General features: G+C 59.3%; 13 protein-coding genes. 3 read left to right on the plus strand and 10 right to left on the minus strand.

Features of this window, described 5'->3' with window-relative positions; all coding sequences use genetic code 11:
* Nucleotides 1-250: 250 nt before the first annotated feature.
* Entirely contained in the window at nucleotides 251-1273 is a 1023-nt protein-coding gene (locus tag GE543_RS12405; protein WP_153221551.1) for an IS110-like element ISPsy7 family transposase, read from the plus strand.
* A 416-nt stretch (nucleotides 1274-1689) separates the two neighbouring features.
* Here GE543_RS12405 and GE543_RS12410 read toward each other — a convergent pair whose 3' ends face one another.
* From GE543_RS12410 to GE543_RS12435, 6 genes are all read right to left on the minus strand, one after another.
* Complete coding sequence (locus GE543_RS12410; protein ID WP_003415783.1) at nucleotides 1690-3306, minus strand: inorganic phosphate transporter; 1617 nt, start codon at nucleotides 3304-3306, stop codon at nucleotides 1690-1692.
* 125 nt (nucleotides 3307-3431) lie between these two features.
* Nucleotides 3432-4451, minus strand: coding sequence for a transporter (locus GE543_RS12415; protein WP_003415784.1), 1020 nt, complete (start codon nucleotides 4449-4451; stop codon nucleotides 3432-3434).
* 171 nt (nucleotides 4452-4622) lie between these two features.
* On the minus strand, nucleotides 4623-5444 hold the full coding sequence (locus GE543_RS12420; protein ID WP_003315245.1) for an aldo/keto reductase: 822 nt from the start codon (nucleotides 5442-5444) through the stop codon (nucleotides 4623-4625).
* Nucleotides 5445-5550: 106 nt separating this feature from the next.
* Nucleotides 5551-7182 carry a methyl-accepting chemotaxis protein gene (locus tag GE543_RS12425; protein ID WP_153221552.1) on the minus strand — a complete coding sequence of 544 codons (1632 nt, stop codon included), beginning with the start codon at nucleotides 7180-7182 and terminating at the stop codon, nucleotides 5551-5553.
* 351 nt (nucleotides 7183-7533) lie between these two features.
* Nucleotides 7534-8142 (minus strand): TetR/AcrR family transcriptional regulator, encoded by a 609-nt coding sequence (locus GE543_RS12430; RefSeq protein WP_153221553.1) that lies wholly within the window; start codon nucleotides 8140-8142, stop codon nucleotides 7534-7536.
* A 105-nt stretch (nucleotides 8143-8247) separates the two neighbouring features.
* Nucleotides 8248-11103 carry a PAS domain-containing protein gene (locus tag GE543_RS12435; protein ID WP_153221554.1) on the minus strand — a complete coding sequence of 952 codons (2856 nt, stop codon included), beginning with the start codon at nucleotides 11101-11103 and terminating at the stop codon, nucleotides 8248-8250.
* A gap of 559 nt (nucleotides 11104-11662) precedes the next feature.
* Here GE543_RS12435 and GE543_RS12440 point away from each other — a divergent pair.
* The gene (locus GE543_RS12440) at nucleotides 11663-12316 is read left to right on the plus strand and encodes a TetR/AcrR family transcriptional regulator (RefSeq protein WP_153221555.1); all 654 of its coding nucleotides are present in this window, start codon (nucleotides 11663-11665) and stop codon (nucleotides 12314-12316) included.
* 87 nt (nucleotides 12317-12403) lie between these two features.
* Here GE543_RS12440 and GE543_RS12445 read toward each other — a convergent pair whose 3' ends face one another.
* From GE543_RS12445 to GE543_RS12455, 3 genes are all read right to left on the minus strand, one after another.
* Nucleotides 12404-15094 carry a glycoside hydrolase family 3 protein gene (locus tag GE543_RS12445; protein ID WP_178118606.1) on the minus strand — a complete coding sequence of 897 codons (2691 nt, stop codon included), beginning with the start codon at nucleotides 15092-15094 and terminating at the stop codon, nucleotides 12404-12406.
* Between the two features lie 59 nt (nucleotides 15095-15153).
* Nucleotides 15154-15402, minus strand: a complete 249-nt coding sequence (locus GE543_RS12450; RefSeq protein WP_032702751.1) for a hypothetical protein — start codon at nucleotides 15400-15402, stop codon at nucleotides 15154-15156.
* A gap of 277 nt (nucleotides 15403-15679) precedes the next feature.
* The gene (locus GE543_RS12455; RefSeq protein ID WP_153221557.1) at nucleotides 15680-16927 is read right to left on the minus strand and encodes an MFS transporter; all 1248 of its coding nucleotides are present in this window, start codon (nucleotides 16925-16927) and stop codon (nucleotides 15680-15682) included.
* Between the two features lie 73 nt (nucleotides 16928-17000).
* On the opposite strand from GE543_RS12455, the gene GE543_RS12460 reads away from it, so the two are divergent.
* The gene (locus tag GE543_RS12460) at nucleotides 17001-17696 is read left to right on the plus strand and encodes a helix-turn-helix transcriptional regulator (protein WP_046269835.1); all 696 of its coding nucleotides are present in this window, start codon (nucleotides 17001-17003) and stop codon (nucleotides 17694-17696) included.
* Nucleotides 17697-17751: 55 nt separating this feature from the next.
* Here GE543_RS12460 and GE543_RS12465 read toward each other — a convergent pair whose 3' ends face one another.
* The gene (locus GE543_RS12465) at nucleotides 17752-19905 is read right to left on the minus strand and encodes a TonB-dependent siderophore receptor (RefSeq protein WP_153221558.1); all 2154 of its coding nucleotides are present in this window, start codon (nucleotides 19903-19905) and stop codon (nucleotides 17752-17754) included.
* Nucleotides 19906-19908 lie beyond the last annotated feature (3 nt).

Below are 19908 nucleotides of genomic sequence, written 5' to 3' on the forward strand. Positions count from 1 at the left end.
GCGTTACTCGCAGCCGCTGCCAACGCAGTGCTTTTCAACCGCGATGGCACAGACGACGCAGAGTGCGACGTAAGTGACGGATGAGTCCTGGCGCTGATCCGGCGACCCCCGGATCAGTGACAGGGCGAAGGAACCCGACGAAGTCGGGCCGGAAACCGGAGCGAAAGGCTAATGAGATGGTCAGCCCGATCCGAGAAACCCGGAGTGTCTACACTTTCCGGGTTTCTCTCTAACGTCGAGGAGATCACTCATGAAAAACGGCCTCAAGCTCTTAGGCATCGACATTGGTAAAAATAGTTTTCACCTCATAGGCCATGATGCAGGCGGCCACCAAGTATTACGCAAGTGCTTCAATCGCAATCGCCTTCTGCAGTTTGCGGCTCAGATTGAACCCTGCTCCATTGCAATGGAGTCGTGCGGTGGCTCTCACTGGCTTGCCAGGAAACTCGCCTCGCTGGGGCACCGGGTGAAGTTGATTGCTCCGCAACATGTGAAGCCCTACGTGACGGGCAACAAGAATGACTTCATCGATGCCGAAGCTATATGCGAGGCGGCCTCCAGACCGCGTACTCATTACGTTGCCGTTAAGACTGTGGAGCAGCAGGTACTTTCTGTACAACATCGTCTTCGCGAGTCACTGGTTTGCCACCGTACTGAAGCCATCAACAGGGTGCATGGTTTTTTGCTTGAGTTCGGAGTTGCCTTGCCAGCCACCAAGGCAGCGATCGCCAAAGTGCCTGAGCTGATTGACGATTCACGTAGCGACCTGCCGCTGCAGTTCAAAAGGGTCATGGAGCATTTGCTGGAGGATATTCATCGCCTTGATACCGAAATAAAGGCCTGTGATGCGCAAATCAAGCAGCAACTGGCGCAAGACGATGCTGGTACACGCTTGATGACGATTCCTGGCATTGGTCCTATTACCGCCAGCGCATTTGTAGCGGATCTGGGTGACGCTTCCAATTTTCGAGCCTCACGAGACCTTTCCGCTTTTCTGGGGCTGGTTCCCAGACAGTTCTCTACAGGCGGGAGACCCGTATTGCTGGGTATCAGCAAGCGAGGTGACAGGCACCTGCGAACCCTGCTGGTGCAAGGTTCTCGAGCGCTCATGATTCGAATAGAACGCCGCGATGATGCCCTTGGGCAGTGGGTAAGAGACTTGTTGGCACGCAAGCATCCGAACAAGGTGGCATGTGCTTTAGCGAACAAGCTGGCAAGAATCGTATGGGCGTTGCTCAGACGAGGTAGCACTTACAACGCATCAATGATCTGAGTAGAAAATAGACATACCAGCTTTTGCGACGCAGTGATGATGACGATAAACAGCTCATGGCCTGACTGAGAACCTGATAACCAAAGCAGCCTTCGAGGCTTTAAGGCTTTTGAGGACAGTAAGGCGGCGAATACTCATCAAGGGCCGGGCAGCGAAATGGCCCAGAATGAGCCCGGATACATTAGCGCAAGCATGCTTTACCGCTCATCGAACTGCGATTGCAGGGGGTGGGCTGACCATACATTTGGTTACTTTGGCCTCATCAAAGTAACTCGCCGAGGGGCGAAAAGGTGACTTGAGTCGAACTCTAATCTACCTGATGTCATGGAACCGCTGTGTGACGCAGAGCGTCACGAACGGCATGCCGACGCGTAGCGTCGGCACGATAGTCAAAGGGGGGGCGGACGCAGCAGGCATCAGAACAGCTTGCTGAACACCCAGTACAACGAACCTGACAAGAGGATCGCCGCCGGCAGGGTCAGCACCCAGGCCGTGGCCAGATTGCGCAGGGTACGCATTTGCAGACCCGAGCCATTGGCGACCATCGAACCGGCCACGCCGGAAGACAGCACATGGGTTGTGGATACCGGCAGCCCATACATGTCCGCCGCGCCGATCGTGAACATCGCCACGACCTCTGCCGACGCGCCCTGAGCGTAAGTCATGTGCGTCTTGCCGATGCGCTCGCCCACAGTCACCACGATACGCTTCCAGCCGACCATCGTGCCCAGCCCCAAGGCGATGGCTACGACAATCTTGACCCAGGTCGGAATGAACCGCGTGGCACTGTCGATCTGCCCCTTGAACGCCTCAAGCTTGGTCTTGGTGTTCGCGTCGAAATCGCCGACCTTGTTTTTCTCCATCAGGCGGATGGTTTCCGAGGTCAGGTACATGTCGTTACGCACGTTGGTCACAGCCTCGGCAGGCACCTTCGACAGTGAGCCATAACTGGCGACCTGATCGCCGATCTTGCCCGCCATCACCGCCAGCGCAGGGATCAGTTCAGGGCTTGCCTCCTTGCTGACCAGGTAATCCGACAGCGTCTTGCGCGCATCCCCGGGCGCCGGTTGAGGGACGCTGCGGATCAGCGCCTGCTGGGTTACTTCAGCCACGGCAGCGAACTGGGTAGCCTGTTCGGCGGGCATGGTGCGGTTCAGCGCATAAGCCATCGGCAGGGTGCCGACCAGAATCAACATGATCAGGCCCATGCCTTTCTGCCCGTCGTTGGAGCCGTGCGCGAACGAAACGCCCGTGCAGGTCACAATCAGCATGGCGCGAATCCACAACGGTGGCGGCGCATTGCCTTCCGGGGCTTTGTACAACGCACGGTTCTTGATGAACATGCGCATGGCCAGCAACAGCAACGCGGCACAGCCGAAACCCACCAGTGGCGAGAGCAGCAGTGAGTAACCGATCTTGGTGGCCTGCGACCAGTCCACACCGCTGGTGCCGTCGCGGCCGTGCATCAGGGCGTTGGCGATGCCGACGCCGATGATCGAACCGATCAGCGTGTGTGACGAGGAAGCCGGCAGACCCAGCCACCAGGTGCCGAGGTTCCAGATGATCGCCGCGATCAGCAGCGCGAAGATCATCGCGAAGCCTGCCGATGAGCCGGTTTGCAGGATCAGTTCGACTGGCAGCAGGGCAATGATGCCGAACGCCACCGCACCGCTGGAAAACATCACGCCGAGGAAATTGAAAAAGCCCGACCAGACCACGGCAAAGCCGGGCGGCAGGGAGTGGGTGTAGATGACCGTCGCGACCGCGTTGGCCGTGTCATGAAAGCCGTTGACGAATTCGAATCCCAGCGCGATCAACAACGCTACACCCAACAGCACGAACGGGGTCCAGGTGGTGACCACCGTGCCCATGTCGTCAACGTCCTGTTTAAGGCTGTAGCCGGTGAACAGCAAGCCTGCGATGAGTATCGTGAAGAAAAGTATCATGGTCATTCGGCTGGGCTTGCGACCGAATTGACTCGCTGACAGGCTCGCCTTGCCGAGAGCGTCCGGAGACAGTGCGTTTGTAGCCATGTTCGCAGTCCTGGATTGAAAGAATATTGACATGGTCATTGCAAAATGTGACAGCGGTGAGACATGTAACAATTGATTGCGCTTTTGCGCCGGTTTTCTGACAACCGGCGAGTGCGTTTGCTGAGTCAGTAGTCGCCGCGTTTGCGGAACGCCCAGCGCCCGGCGACCAGCGTGAAGGTCGCGACCAGTGCCACCAGAATCCAGAAGCCCTCAGGGTCGGACGCCAGCGGAACGCCCCCCACGTTCATGCCGAAAAAGCCGGCAACGATGTTGATCGGCAAGGCCAAAACAGTCACCACGGTCAGGGTAAACAGGGTTCTGCTGCTCTGTTCGTTGAGGTTGGCGGCAATTTCTTCCTGCAACAGTTTGATGCGCTCGCCCAGTGCCGTAAGGTCGTTGATCACCAGTGAGGACTCTTCGATGGACTGACGTAATGCCTGAACATCCTGCTCGCGCAGCCATTGCGGAGGTTTGTGCAACAGGCGCATCAACGAACCGGGTTCCAGCGCCAGCAGGCGTTGCAGACGGACCAGCACCCGGCGCATGGCGCCGAGTTCGGAGCGATTGTTGCTCAGTCGCTGCGAAAGCAACTGGTCTTCAATGCGGTCGACGTTGACGCTGGTCTTGCGCAGGAACTGCGTCAGCACTTCGCCCTGGTCGCTCAGCAGGTGGGCGAGGAGTTCCAGCGGTGAGTCGAATTGCTCGCCGCGCTTGACCGCCGAGCGCAGCTTGTCCACCGAACGCAGCGGCTGCAGCCGGGCGGTGATCAGCAAACGCTGGCGGGCACAGACCCACAAGGTGGAGATGTCAGTCGAGAGTCTGTTGAAGTCGAACACCACATCGTTGACGACCGCCAGCAGCGTGGTATCCACGTGCTCGATCCGCGTCGAGCGCGAGCCCTCGTGCAAGGCTTCGAAAAATTCTTCCGGAAGGTCCAGCTGGGTTTTCATCCAGCGCTCGCAGGCCGCGTGCGAGAGGTTCAGGTGCAGCCAGATGAAGCCGTTTTCTTCGGGAGGGTTTTGCAGGTAATCCAGCGCGGCGGCCGAACCGATTTCCTGGCCACTTTCACCGTGGCGAAAACGGAAGCCGTAGAGCAGACCGAAAAGGTCGGAGTCCTGATGGTGGTGAGCGATACTGTGGTTCATGGCTGTCCACGTGCGGCCTGGCCCGGGCAGGGAGGCGAAGGCCGCATGATGACAAGGCGTTATTTCATATTTGTGACAGCTTGTTGCCGGGTGTGTCATCTGTCATATCGGCAAGCGGCTGCGTGGGCAGCCGTTCAGTCAATCGACAGCTCGCTATGGCATTGACAGCGATCAGACCATCGCCAGCGGCACCTTGCGAGTGGGCGCAGGCCATGCCAGATCGATATCGGCCAGATCGCGCTCGGTCAGACGAATCTGCTCGGCAGCGATGTTCAGACGAATGTGTTCCGGGTTGGTCGCCTTGGGAATGGCGATCATGTTGTCCTGACGCAGCACCCACGCCAGAGAAATCTGTGCCGGTGTTGCATCGTGGCGCTTGGCGATTTCATGCAGGGCAGGGTGGTAGAGCAGATCGCCAGCCTGGCCGATCGGGCAGTACGCCATCAACGGCAGATGACGGTCTGCGCTCCACAGCATCAGGTCGAACTCGATGCCGCGTTGCTCCGGGTTGTAGAGCACCTGATTGGTAGCACAACGCGGGTTGTTGAGTTCGATCATGTCCGGCACGTCAAAGTTGGAAACACCCCAGGCACCGATTTTGCCCGCTTCACGCAGACGCTCGAATGCCTCGACCGTCTCGGTCAGCGGGTACTGACCGGGCCAGTGCAGCAAGTACAGATCGATGTAGTCGGTGTTCATGCGCCGCAGGCTGGCTTCGCACGCGGTCGGAATACCGGCGCGGCTGGCGTTGTGGGGGTAGACCTTGCTGACCACGAATACCTTGTCCCGCTGTCCGGCGATCGCTTGCCCGACAATTTCCTCGGCAGCGCCATCGGCGTACATCTCGGCGGTGTCGATCAGGGTCAGGCCCTGTTCGATACCGAGGCACAGACCGGCGATTTCTGCCGAGCGCTGATGCCCTTTTTCACCCATGTGCCAGGTGCCCTGACCCAGCACTGGTACGGTTCTGCCTGCCAGTTCCAGTGTGCGCATGTGACCCCCTGCAATTTAATAAGCAACTAATGAGCGGTTGAATAAGCAGGTCTCAGGCAACAAGAGGCGCACGAGGTTCCGTGCGCCCGCCCATCGCCATGCACATTTAAACCCGGAACTGCTTCAGCAAGGTGTTCAACTCTTCGCTCAAACCTCGCAGATGCAGACTGGCCGAAGTCGATTGTTCGGCGGCCAGTGCTGTGCTCTGGGACAGTTGCGCGGCCTGGGTGACGTTCTGGTTGATGTCATCCACCACGTGCGTCTGCTGCAGGGTGGCGCTGGCGATCGAAGCGTTCAGGCTGTTGAGGTTGCGCAGCGCCTGACTGATGGAGGTCAGGCTCTGGCCGGCCTGATTGGCCTGCTCGATGGTCAGTTGCGAGGAGCGGCTGCTGTCGCCGATCACCTTGACCGCGGCATCGGAATGCTTTTGCAGGCGTTCGATCATTGACTGGATCTCTGCGGTCGACTTCTGCGTACGCTGGGCCAGCAGGCGCACCTCGTCGGCTACAACGGCAAAGCCGCGGCCTTGTTCGCCGGCCCGCGCTGCTTCGATGGCGGCGTTCAGCGCCAGCAGGTTGGTCTGCTCGGCAATCGAACTGATCACTTCCAGTACGCTGCCGATCTGCGTGCTCTCGCTGGCCAGACTCTGCATCACTTCCACGGCCTGACCGATGGTGCTCGAGAGGTGTTCGATCTGGCGCAGGCTGTTATCGATATTGATTTGACCCTGCTGCGCCTGCGACTCGGCATCGCGCATTTCGCTGGCGGCATGTTCAGCGTTCTTGGCCACGTCCTGCACGCCGTAGGTCACTTCGTTGACCGCAGTGGCTACCAGGTCCATCTGCTGCGACTGCTTCTCGCTGCGGCTCTGCGACTGTTCGGCATCGCTGCCCAGATCAGTCGAGGCCTGGCCCAGCGCCACGGCCGAGTGCTGCAACTGACCGACGACATTGCGCAGCTTGGCGACAAAGGCATTGAAGTGCGTACCCAGCTCGGTGATTTCATCCCGGCCATGGGTTTCCAGCGTGCGGGTCAGATCACTCTCGCCACTGGCAATGCTGGCCATCGCACCGACCGCCGCTCTGAGCGGACGCACGATACTGCGCACGATCGTGACCAGCAGCAAGACCATGATCAGCACGATGCCGGCGATGAACATCCCGGCGTTCCACAGTTGGGTCTTGAACTCGGCCGCGACGTCATCGACGTATACGCCAGACCCCAGAATCCAGCCCCATGGCTGAAACAGCTGCACGTAGGAAGTCTTTTTCACCGGCTCGCTGGCACCGGGCTTGGGCCAGCGATAATTCACCATCCCGGCACCCTTGGCTTTGACCAGCGTGACCATTTCGTTGAACACCGCAAAACCGTCCGGGTCCTTGATGGTCGACAGATCCTGGCCTTCGAGCTTGGGGTTGGTGGGGTGCATGATCATCACCGGGCGCAGGTCGTTGATCCAGAAGTAGTCGCTCTGGCTGTAACGCAGGCTCTTTATCTCTTTCAAAGCCTGCTGTTGCGCAGCCTCTCGGGTCATGCCGCCTGCGGCTTCAAGCCCCTGATAAAACGAGAGGATGCCGCTGGCGGTCTGCACCACATGCATGGTTTTCTCGGCCTTGGCCTGGTACAGGTCGTTATGCAGCTGCCTGAGCAGCGTCGCCGAGAGGACGAAGAGCATCAGCACTGAAACGACAAGAATCAGCCACAGACGGAGACTGATGGACAAACTGCGCATACCCATGATCGGCTTCCCTTGCATTATTTTTCTTCTGATCACCCCGATCCGCACAGCGCGCGATTCGGGGTCTTTCAAGCATCTCGGCGGATCATGATCAAACATGAGCGGTCGGTCACACTTTTTAACGGCGTACGCCGGTATGGCGAAAGGCTTACAGCAACAGGCGCGATTGGCTCTATCGACGGACCCTGAGGGAATGTAGGATCCAATTCAACAGCTGCAGCGAAGGAACGCCGCAGTGATCAGGGAGGATCGACCATTGCCAGGAGGCTACTGACAGGATGTCGGAATGGTCATGTTGCAAAACCACCCGCTTCGGCGGGTTTTTTGCGTCTGCAGCAAAGCAGGGTGGGTTCAGCTGTCCGGCTCGCAGCCCTTGAGCACCAGCCTGAGGATGGTCTGCGTTGCCGCCTCGTAATCGGCGTCCTGCAGTTTTGCCTTGCCGGTGACCGTTGCGATCTGCCAGTCGAAATCGGCGTAGGTCTGGGTCGCCGCCCAGATAGTGAACATCAGGTGGTGAGGGTCGAGCGGGGCGATCTGTCCGCTGTCGATCCAGGCCTGGATGCATTCGATGTTGTGCCGTGCCTGGCCATTGAGCTGTTCGATCTGCTGCGCTGTCAGGTGCGGGGCGCCATGCATGATTTCGCTGGCGAACACTTTCGAGGCGAAGGGCAGGTCGCGGGAAATCTGGATTTTCGAACGGATATAGCGGCTGAGGACTTCGGCAGGTATGCCTTCGGGATTGAAGGGCGTAGAGGCACGCAGAATGGGCTCGATGATGCTTTCCAGCACCTCGCGATAGAGGTTTTCCTTGGATTTGAAGTAGTAATAGACGTTGGGCTTGGGCACACCGGCCTTGGCTGCGATATCGCTGGTCTTGCTGGCGGCGAAGCCCTTGTCGGCGAATTCCTCGCTGGCAGCGCGCAGGATGAGTTCTTTGTTGCGCTCGCGGATACTGCTCATGACCCGGTTATTCCCTTGCCTGCATGGCGGTCGCGCATGTTAGCACCGGGTTTGCGCAGCGCTCAATGTTGACGGCCCGGGGCAGGGTTGCACCGGGCCGTCTACTCAGGCGCTCATCAGTTCCTGGACTCTGGCGGCCAACGCTTCAATCGCAAACGGCTTGGTCAGTACGCGCATTCCTGGCCCGAGCTGTTCGTCACCGATGGCGGCGTTTTCCGCGTAGCCGGTGATGAACAGGGTCTTCAGATGCGGGCGTACCTCGCGTCCGGCATCAGCCATTTGTCGTCCGTTCATGCCGCCCGGCAAACCCACGTCAGTGATGAGCAGATCGATATGCACATCCGAACGCAGCAGCTTGAGGCCGGCCAGGCTGTCGGCGGCTTCGATCAGCGTATAGCCCAGGTCGCCGAGGGCATCGATGAGCAGCATGCGCACCGTGGGTTCGTCGTCCACGATCAGGATGGTTTCCCCGGACTGGATGAACTCGAACGGTGCCTTGTGCACATCGCCTTCGTCCTTGGCCGCAGTACCTTCGTAGCGGGGCAGGTACAGTGATATCGCAGTGCCCTTGCCGACCTCCGACTGAATGAGCACGCGTCCGCCAGACTGATTGGCAAACCCGTAGATCATCGACAGACCCAGCCCGGTGCCCTGGCCAATGGGCTTGGTGGTGAAGAAGGGGTCGAATGCCTTGGCGATGACATCAGGTGTCATGCCGGTGCCGGTATCGGTCACGCACAGCGACAGATAGTGGCCCTCAGGCATATCGTGTGCGCGTGCCACATCGCCGTCGATCCAGCGGTTGCTCGCCTCGATGGTGATGCGTCCGCCGTCCGGCATGGCATCGCGGGCGTTGATGCACAGGTTCAGCAGCGCGTTTTCCAACTGGCTGGCATCGACCAAGGTTGGCCACAGCCCCGTGGCCCCCAGGGTCTCGACCACGATGCTGGGGCCGACCGTGCGCTGGATCAGGTCGGTCATGCCTTTCATCAGCCTGTTCACGTCGGTCGGCTGCGGGTCCAGGGTCTGGCGGCGAGAGAAGGCCAGCAGCCGGTGCGTCAGGGCTGCTGCACGTTTGGCCGCACCCTGGGCCGTCACGATGTACTTGTCGACCTCGCCCCAGCGGCCTTGCTCGATCCGGGTACCCATCAGTTCCAGAGCGCCGGAAATGCCTGCCAGCAGATTGTTGAAGTCGTGGGCCAGGCCACCGGTCAGTTGCCCGACCGCTTCCATTTTCTGTGACTGGCGCAGTTTCTCTTCGGCCTGCATGAGCTCGGTGGTGCGCGCTGCCACGCGTTGCTCAAGTGTGTCGTTGAGGGCCCGCAGCGCGGCAGTGGCACGGTCGCGTTCGGCTGCCACGGCGCGTCGTTCGTCAACGTTGATGAGCACGCCGGGGAAGCTCAGTGGCGTGCCATCATCGGCTCGGTCGACCCGGCCGTTGGCTTCGATCCAGTAGTAAATGCCATCATTACGACGAACGCGGTACTGGTGGGCGTAAACACGCCCGTTGGTGATGACCGCATTGATCGCATGGATCAGGCCTTGCTTGTCTTCCGGGTGAACAGTGGCAATGACTTGCTCCAGGCTCAAACCTTCACGGCCCAGCGCGGGGTCCAGACCGAAGGCCTTGGCGAAGGCTTCATCGACGGTAAAGCGATCGGTCGGCAAGTCCCAGTGCCAGGTGCCGATGATTGCACCAGCGGCCAGGGCGAGCTGAACACGGTCGATGTTTTCACGCGCGACGGCCTCGCTGGTGCGCAAGCGCTCCTCGGCGTCGCGTCGCGCGGTCACATCGCTGAAGATGACCGCAATCTGTCGATCAGCCGGCTCACCGACACGCACCGCCTTGACTTCGAACCAGCGTTCGAAAGCCTTGGCATAGTTCTCGAAGTTGGCTGGCTCACCGGTTTTGGCGACATTCCCGTAGGCTTCGAACCAGAACCGTTCCAGGTCCGGCGCGAACTCGGTCACCCACTTGCCGCGCAGATCGACGCCGGCCTGACGTTCAAAGGCGGGGTTGGCCTCGATGAAGCGGTAGTCCACCGGGCTGTCATCGGCATCGAACTTGACCTGAATGATGGCGAATGCGGCTTCGATGGTCTCCAGCATCGCCCTTGAGCGTTCTTCGCTCTGGCGCAGCGCGGTCTCGGCCTTGCGCATCTGCGACATGTCGAGCATTGCGCCGATCATGCGCACCGCCTGACCGTCGATGTCGCGTATCACGTGGCCACGGTCCAGTACGTCGGCATAGGACCCGTCCAGACGACGAAAGCGGTATTCGTCCGTCCAGGCAGTGCCATTGCCGTCGATCACGGCATGAATGGAGTTGTACACGCGGGTGCGGTCGTCGGGATGGATCTGGCCGATCCACCAGTCACCGGAGTTGTCCAGGGTTGCCAGCGGGTAGCCGTAGGCCTCTTCCAGCGCGTCGTTCCAGAGCACCAGATTGGCTGCAAAGTCCCAATCCCAGATCGCGTCATTGGTCGCTTTGGCAGCGAGCCGGTGTCGTTCCTGGGCTTCTTCGGTCGCGCGGCCCGCCAGATGCTCGGGGGTGCGGTCGCGCAGGATCTTCACGAAGCCGAGGTGCGTATGCTTTTCATCGTAAAGCGGCATCATTTCGCCTGATGCCCAGAACAGTTGACCGTCCTTGCGCAGGTGCCAGCGCTCGTCCGATGCCCGGCCTACGCTCAGCGCAAGCTGCATTTCATGCTCGATACGATCGTTGGCCACGTCCTCGGGCGTAAAGAAACGTTCGGCGCTCTGGCCAACCATCTCATCCTGGGTCCAGCCCAGAACCTGCTCTGCGCCCGGGTTCCAGTCGGTAATGATGCCGTCGCGACCGGTCAGGATCATGGCGAAATCCATCGCGCTGTCAAAGACTGCGCGCTGGCGTGCCTCGCGGCCGACGGCTGCGGGTCGACGGGTATTCGTTGCGGCGTCGATGCCGGCTTCTTCAAGCATTCTGCGCAGGTCCACGATCTGCGTTTCAAGCTCTTCTCTTGTCAGGTCTTTCAGAGCGCCTCCCGCTCACACGTTATGTTTGGCATGGGCGGGCACTTGCCGGTGGCCTGCTTTGCACGTTGAAATCCGCTCGTTAGTCAGCTCTGCATTTGCCCGTTCGCCCTCGGCAGGCTGCACCTGATGTGCGTCGTCCTATGTCGATCACCATACAGTCATTGCTGCGCTTGAACTCACTTCCTCTCCTGACTACACCGCAGTGGCTGTGTCAGTGGACACCTGCCGACGAATCGGGTTTCGACGGATCAGGCATTTAAAGCAGCCATCGTGTCCTGAGCTGATTCAGAAAGTATGTTCAAGGCGCGGCGGTTTGCCCGGGTATTCATCGGCCTTTGGGCGGCTTTCTTTAGAGGGCGTCAGGCCAGGGGAACAACTTTGTTTGCAGGCTGCGCACATGCTCATGACCTGATGCGAATTGTGCTTGCGGAGCAGCCTTTTTTCAGGGGGTCTGCGGAGCACATGCTAGGATTTACCCTTTCGTTATGCGAAACGTGCCCTTCGTATGTCCATCGATGCAAACAGTCCCGGTACACCCACCGCAGCCAAGCAGCCTGCAGCCAAACGTCGCCTGCCCAAGGGCGAGGTGCGCAAGGCCGAAATCATCAAGGCGGCCATGACCCTCTTCGCTCGGGATGGGTATGCCGGCGCCTCGCTGACCAACATTGCCAAGGTGGCAGGTCTTTCTCAGGTCGGCCTGCTGCACCACTTCCCGACCAAACTGGTGCTGCTGCAGGCTGTTCTCGAACATCGCGACCAGTACATTGCCGGCCGGCTGCAGGATGCCGATCAGGTCGCTTCTCTGCAGGGGTTCCTGTCGTTTCTGAAGCAGGTCATGAGTTTCAGTATCGAAGACGCCGCGGTCAGCCAGGCGCTGATGATCATCAACACTGAAAGTCTGTCGGTCACGCATCCTGCACACCGCTGGTTCAGCGAGCGTTTTGCAATTGTGCACGGTCATCTTCAGGCGCATCTGAAGTTGCTGGTCGAGGAAGGCGAAGTTCGAGCGGATATTGACGCAAGGCAGATCAGCCTGGAGATAGCCGCCATGATGGACGGCATGCAGATTCAATGGCTTCGATCGCCAGGGGATGTGCAGATAGAGCAGGGGTTTGCCAGGTTTCTCGAACGACTGGCGCGGGATCTGGCTGCACGCTGAGCTGCGAGCATTGGCCAGGCAGGCATCGGTGGTCCTGTCGACCACCGATGCCTTTGGCTTGGGAATGTTGCTTGGGATGAATGTTGCTTAGTAAGCCTGTTCTGCCTTGACCTGTACGGCCTTGCGCAGGGGGATCGGCAGCGGGTTGGAGTCGCGAGTGGTCAATTGCTCCGGGTACAGCGCTACAACCGTGCGGTCGAGCGTCAGGTTTTCCGAGTCCTTGCCCACCAGCACCTTGAACTTGCCAGGGTCAACGTTCCAGCTCACCGAGTTGGCTGAGTAGTACGCGAACGAGCGCGAGTCCAGCGCAATGGTCACGGTCTTGCTTTCGCCAGGCTTCAGGTAAACCTTGGAAAAGCCCTTCAGCTCTTTCTCTGGACGATCAACCAGCGGCTTGGAAGGCTGCACGTACAACTGAGCCACTTCAAAACCGGCCTTGTCACCCGTGTTGGTAACCGTGAACGACGCTTGAATGGTCGCGCCCGGTGCCAGCACGTTGCTCGACAGCTTCAGATCGCTATACGCATAGGTGGTGTACGAAAGCCCGAAACCGAATGGGTAGAGCGGTTTGGTGTGCTTCTTGTCGTAACCGCGATAGCCCATGTACAGGCCTTCGCTGTAGCTCATTTCGACAGGCGGGTTAGGGCTGCTGAAATAGTACGGCACCGGGTTCGAGTACGATGCATAGCTCGGATTGTCCTGCGCCTTCTTGTCCAGCGTGATCGGCAGTTTGCCCGACGGATTGACCTTGCCGAAGAGGATCTCTGCCAGTGCCTGGCCGCCCTGTTGCCCTGGATACCAGGCGTGCAGAGAAGCGGCTACCTTGTCAGCCCACGGCTGCATGTCCATGCCACCGCCACCGTGCAGTACCACGATGGTTTTCGGGTTGGCTTTCTGAATGAAACCGATCAGCTCGGACTGGAATTGCGGCAGTTCGAACGGACGATCGAGCGACTCACCCTCGTATTCGAAGTTGTTGCCGGCGGCTACCACGACAGCGTCGTAATCCCCCAGGTTCTTTGGTGGACGCAACGCTGCCCAGCTCATCTGCACGCCATTCATGCCGCCCAGTACCGGGGTGAAGTTGCCCTTGAGCCGGCGGTATTCGAGGCGCACGTTGTATTCGCTGCCGGCCTTGAGATTCGGTGTCTTGACGGTGCGCGGCACGACTGGAATCAGGTCGAACGAGACTTGCGTGCCTTCATCTTCAAGCACCAGCTCATCGTTGATCCAGAGTTTGTAAGGGCCGTCCGCACGGACCTTGAACACCTGGGGCCCGGTGATCGTCGGTTTGATCTTGCCGGTGAAACGGGCAGAGAAGGCGCCTGGCGCAGGGGTATAACCGTTGACTGTGCTGGCACCGTTATCGGTCACGTTGGTACTGGTAATCCAGTCCAGGTTGACGCCCGGCTCGATGCGGGTTGCCACAGGGTCGCCGGACAGCGAGGTGTTGGCGTAGTACTCGGCTTTTACGCCGGTGTTGCTGATCGCCTGCTGGTCACTGCCTGGCTGATACCAGACCGATGATTTGGGGTTCAGGCTCATCTGTGGCAGGTAGTCCACGTTGGACGGGTTAGACGCCAGTTGCTTGAGTCCGCTCACTTCGGTGACATAGCTGGCCGGCGCCGAATAGGCGGTGCCGAACGGCGCGGTCGGCGGCTGCATGGCCATGTCGCCAATCACGGCGATCTTCGCGTTTCTGGACAGGGGCAGCAGAGGTTTCTGCCCGTCCACTGGCTCGTTGCGCAGCAGGACGATCGATTCTCTGGCCACGTTCAAGGCCGCCAGCTGACCGTATTCACGATGCTCCAGTGGCTGCGCCTTGTTGATCCCCTTGTCAAAGCCGTAGCTGACCAGCGCTCTCAGGTTCCTGCGCACCTTGTCGTCGATCACGTTCTGGTGCAGTTGACCATTCCAGACGTAAGGCAGCAGTTTGGCTTCGGTAAACTGAAGACCGCTGGGCATGTCGATATCGGTGCCGGCCCATGCGCCTTTGAAGGCGTCCTGAACCGAGTTGAAATCGCTCATGACGTTACCCTGAAAGCCCCATTGGCCTTTGAGGATATCGGTGATGAGGTGATGGTTTTCACACGCGTATTCGCCGTTGATCTTGTTGTAGCCGCACATGATCGAGGCGATATTCGAGTTCTTGACCAGCGACTCGAAGCCCGGCAGGTACAGCTCCTGCATCGCCCGTTCGTCGATCTTTACATCCAGATAATGACGGTTCGCTTCCTGCTCGTTCATCAGGTAATGCTTGGCGGCCGCCTGGATGCCTTGAACCTGGATACCGTTGGTGACGGCTGGTGCCAGTACTGCGCCGAGAAACGGATCTTCGCCGCTCATGTACTCAGCCGCCCGACCGTTGAACGGCGTGCGGTACAGGTTGATGGCCGGCGACAGCATCTGCTGACCGCCTGCGATGCGGGTTTCGTAGCCGATGGCCAGACCGAATTCCTTGGCCCGGTTAATGCTCCAGGTGGCCGCGAGTGCTGACGGGGAAGGGTACTGCGCACCGAACGTCTTGCCGCCGACCAGTACGCCCATGGCCGAGTCATAGGCGACCGTGCCTTGTAGGTTGAACTTGTCCAGCTTCGGAATCATGCGGCCGTCGTCAACGCGCGAAAAATTGATTTTTTCCGATTGCGTCATGTTGTCCAGCATCGCGCCTACGCGCGCTTCCACTTCATTGCCGGTCATCGGCGTGACAGCGAATACGCTGCCTGCCTGGGCGATACCGAGCGCCAACAGGCTCAGGCCCAGGCCTTGTTTGATCATGGACACGGAGTTATTCCTTACGTCATTCATAGGTTGATCGGTTGCAGTCAGTGGGTCACTCAGTGGTCTTCATTGCCGGCAGGCGCGTCCGCAGTGTCGATCGGTGCATCCACCACCGTTTGCGCGCCACTGGGCGTTTTCTGTACGGCAGCGTCGGCACCGGTGATCTGCTCACGCTGTGCGGCGACTTCTGCGCGGCGCTCGCTCGACGTGGATGGCAGCGGGTTCTGCCTGTCAGCGGCAGACACCGGGAGGGCGGCAAGGGACATCAGTAAAGCGGCAACAACAGGCAGCAGGGGGCTGGCCATCGGGAGAATCTCCAAACAGAAATATGAAACAGGCAAACAGGCAAGTCAGCAGCTCAGGGCCGCTGACAGTTCATTCAAGGCGTGCGTGACAAACAGAAAAGTTGCTGAAAGGTAAAATACACGAATGCAATTTTATATAGTTGAAATTGGGTAAAATTCAATGACGGCTATTTGGTTTTAGTTTTGTTTTAATTTCAAAATATAAATTTAATAAGCAATATTTTTCTGTTTTTTGTGTTTTTACAGGCATTAATATTCTTTTTAAAAAGCAGAGTGATCACTCTGTTTTCGGGGGTTTAGATGGTTTTACATGGGGTCGCGTGCTGATGAGCGCAAGTATTGCTGACGCCTGAATACTGGCAGTGAGTGCCAGTATCACCACGTCGCTGTCAGGCCCGTCGAATAAAGTCCGGACACCACCGAAGAAGGCTGGCGCAAAGGCGTAGCAACCTTGAGCGATGGCGACGATCAACGTCACCACGCGCGCAACCTGATGCCGGGGAAATTCCGCTTGGGCAATCAGGGGAGGCAGTGATGTCGCATTGCCGATACCCACGCCGAAAAGAATCATGCCGGCCCATAACAGGGCAGGGCTTGTGCCGATAAACATCAGCACCACACAGCCCAGGCCCTGGCAGGCGTAACTCAGGCAGGCGACGTGGCGTCTACAGGTGCCTGGCGCTAACAGCCTGCTGGACAGAAATCTGCCGAAGATAGCGCTGCAGGTAGCAACACCCATGGCCATACCTGCGGTCTGTTGTGTGACGTGATCAATCAGCAGCAGAAACAACTGGCTGATCAGGCCGATCTGCGCAAACAGCCCGAGCGACATGGCTGCCGCCAGCGTGATGAATGGCCGGTTAATCCGCAACGTTATGGGTGCAGTGTCCTGCAATGGAGGCAGGTCGGTGGTTGTCTGGCGAATGTCGTCGGGGTGCTGACTCAGATGTTCAGGCCTGAACCGGAACACACCGAAAGCGAGGAGCGCGATCACGACTGTTGAAAGCACACCCACCACGATCGCCGCGAGGCTGAACCCGAACTGGTCGATCAGGTACACCCAGCCCGACGAAAAGACCACGCCGCCGATGCTCGCGCCGTTATAGGCCATCGCCAATGCGCCGGGGCGTTTGCTGACAAACCATGGCGAGATTGTGGCGTTGACCGCCGCCGCACCCATGGTTACCCAACCGAATCCGCTGAGAGCCGCCGCGATAAATAGCTGCCAGGGCTGATTGGCGATCGACCAGCCGTACACACCGACAGCGAGGGTTGCCGCCCCTGAGACCGTAATCCACGGCAGGCCGTACCTTTTGTACAACGCAGGCAGGTTGACCACGACCAACGTACCTGCCAGAAAATGCACCGTGACCGCAGCCGAGCACAGCGCTGTCGACCAGCCGGTTCTCTGAATCACGGCATACATGAATATCGGCGGACCGTAAAAGCCGATGCCCCAGCCAAACACAGCCATCAGAAACGTGGCCGCGACGACTTTTCTGCCGAAAAAACTCGATTGACGCATGGGTGAATCCCTTCAAATGGTTTGGCAGCAGTATGATGGCTGCCTACGAGAACACTTCAGGGATGGCTGAACTATGGATGTTGAAGCGGCAGACCTTTCGCTGGCGGCAGTGGCGGGTGCCATTGCTGACCCTGCACGATCCCGAATGCTCTGTGCGCTACTGGACGGGCACGCACGAACCGCGACCGAGCTGGCGGCGCTAGCCGATACAGGCGCATCGAGCGCCAGTGGCCACTTCGCGCGTTTGCGTGAGCAGGGGTTGGTGGAAATGCTCGTGCAGGGGCGGCATCGTTACTATCGACTGGCCAACGCGCAGGTGGCGCAAGCGCTGGAAGCCTTGCTGTTGCTGACTCGACACAGCGTTGCGCCGTTCAAACCCAACACGCCTTCGGCCTTGAGACAGGCTCGAACCTGTTACGACCATTGCGCCGGAGAAGTCGCCGTCAAGTTGCACGACGCCTTGCTCAAGGCCGGCTGGTTACATGAGCAGGGCAAGGACTATGTGATCAGTCAACGGGGTGCCGAATCACTGAATGCGCTGGGCATTGACGTGGACGCAGTACGTCAGCAACGCAGACGTCTGGCCTACGCCTGCCTGGACTGGAGTGAACGCGCCCCGCACATCGGCGGCGCGTTGGGGGCGGCGCTGCTGGAACTGATGCTCAAACGCGGTTGGGTAAGCCGCCATCTGGATTCCAGAGCACTGCAGCTGACGCCCAAAGGAGCAGGCGGGATGGCGAAGGCGTTTGGTCTGGATGGCGGTGCGTGACCGCTCAGGTAACCACGCCACTACCGAGCATGCCCGGCAGCAGCGTGGCTCAGGTTCAGAAGCTGTACTTGGCCGTCAACGCATAGCTGCGCGGGTTGCCGTACACGTCGGTGGAACCCCATACCGAGCTTGCGCCAATCGCCGTGTAGTAGGTGCGGTCGAAGATGTTGTTGGCGTTCAGTTGCAGGTCGAGGTTCTTGCTCACCTGATACCCCGCCATCAGGTCGGCGACGGCGTAGCTCCCCTGTTCCAGGCGATAGCTGCCATCGGTAAGCGCGATGTCGTTATACATGCGGCTCTGCCAGTAAACGTTGCCACCGACGCGCATTTTCTCCAGTGCGCCCTGCAGGCGATAGACCGTCGACACCTTGAACAGATGCTCGGGCGTGTCGGTGTCGAAACGCTGGTTCTTTTTCGTTGGATCAGCATCCTTGAGGTAGTGGGTACGGGCGTAGGTGTAGCCTGCACCGACTTGCCAGTTCTCGGTCAGCGCGCCTTGCAGTTCCATCTCGATGCCTTGGCTGCGTACCAGACCGGCAGCGTCGTAACAGGTCAGAACCGCGCAGCCCGCCTGGGTCGGTGACTGGGTCTTGAGGTTTTTCTGGTCGATCTGGAACACCGCCAAGGAAGTATTGAGGGCGCCGTTGAAGTATTCACCCTTGATACCGACTTCATAGTTTTCACCCACCACCGGCTTGAGCACCTTGCCGGACAGGTCCTGTGCGCTCTGCGGCTGAAAGACGTCGGTGTAGCTGGTGTACAGCGAGTGGTGTTCATCCAGCTTGTAGATCAGCCCTGCGTAGCGCGTCAGGTTACGGGTGACTTTGTAGTCTTCATCGCCGACGCGGTCATCGTAGTCGTACCAGTCCAGACGGCCGCCGAGGATCAGGGTCAATGGATCGGCCAGGCTCAGGCGTGTGGTGAGATAGACCGCATCCTGGGTAGCGATGCTATGCGTCTTGCCATTGCGAACGAAGTCCGGCTTTGGCGCGCCGATGGGCAGGCCGGTGTCGTAGGGGCTGTACTCGTTGCTGGTCTGGTCGTACACGCGCCGGCTGGTGCCGACCACCACTTCATGAGTGCGGCCGAAGGCTTCGACCGGTCCACTGGCGTAGACATCGAAGGCGGTTTGCTGCTCTTCCGGCTTCGACTGGTAGGCCGTGGTTTCCAGCGGGCCGTTGTAGCGAGACAGGTAGGTCCCCGAAAAAAGACCGTCCAGCGACGAGCTCGAGCCTGCTACGCGCAGTTTCCAGTCGTTGTCAAAACGGTGCTCCAGCTCACCGAACACGGTGTCTATCCGGATTTTCTTGTTTTCCCAATCCGACCCGGAATAGGTGGAGCGCGGCAGGTTCAGGTGGTGACCATCGACGCCCAGGGGCAGTCCGCCCCAGAAGTAGTTGGTCTGATCTTCCTGACGAGACAGGCCCAGGGTGGCGGTCGTCGCGTCGCTCAGATCGGCTTCGACCACCCCGTAGAATACGCCGTGATCGCTCTTTTCCTTATCGCGGAAGCTGTTGGCATCCTGGTAGGAACCAACTATCCGGCCGCGAACCGTGCGGCTGTCGTTCAGTGGGCCGGACGCATCGAAGACGCCACGGTAATCGTCCCAGCTCCCGACCGTGCCGGTGAGGGTGACCTGTGGCACGGCGGTAGGGCGTTTGCGCACCATATTGATCGCTGCCGAAGGATTGCCAGACCCTGTCGCCAGGCCAGTGGCACCCCTGATCACCTCGACATGATCGAACATGGCCAGATTGGGTTGAACGCCTGCCGTGTAGCCCGAATAAGACGCGGGCAGGCCGTCGTACATGATGTTGTCGATGTCGAAACCGCGCGAAGTGTAGGTTTGCCGACCCGGCCCGCTGGACTGGTCCAAAAACAGTCCCGGCGTATACCTCACCACGTCATTGATGCTGGTCATGGCCTGATCGTCCATGCGTTGGCGGGTGACAACCGTTACCGCCTGCGGCGTTTCACGAATGGTCAGCGGCAACTTGGTCGCGGTCTGCATCGGGCCGGTGGTGTAGGACTGACTGCCCTCGGTTGTGGAGCCAAGTTGATCACTGCTGATCTGCGTGGCGCCCAGTTCCATGGTCGTGGCGGGCTGTTCTTCAGCGCCAAGGGCTGCCTGTGTGGTGGCAGCCCAGATGCCCATTGCCAACAGACCCGGTGTGAAACGATTGCGGCTTTGCGATTGTTGCCCCGACATGAA

Origin of the sequence: Pseudomonas sp. SZ57 (assembly GCF_009495975.1) — a bacterium.
GTDB lineage: Bacteria > Pseudomonadota > Gammaproteobacteria > Pseudomonadales > Pseudomonadaceae > Aquipseudomonas > Aquipseudomonas syringae.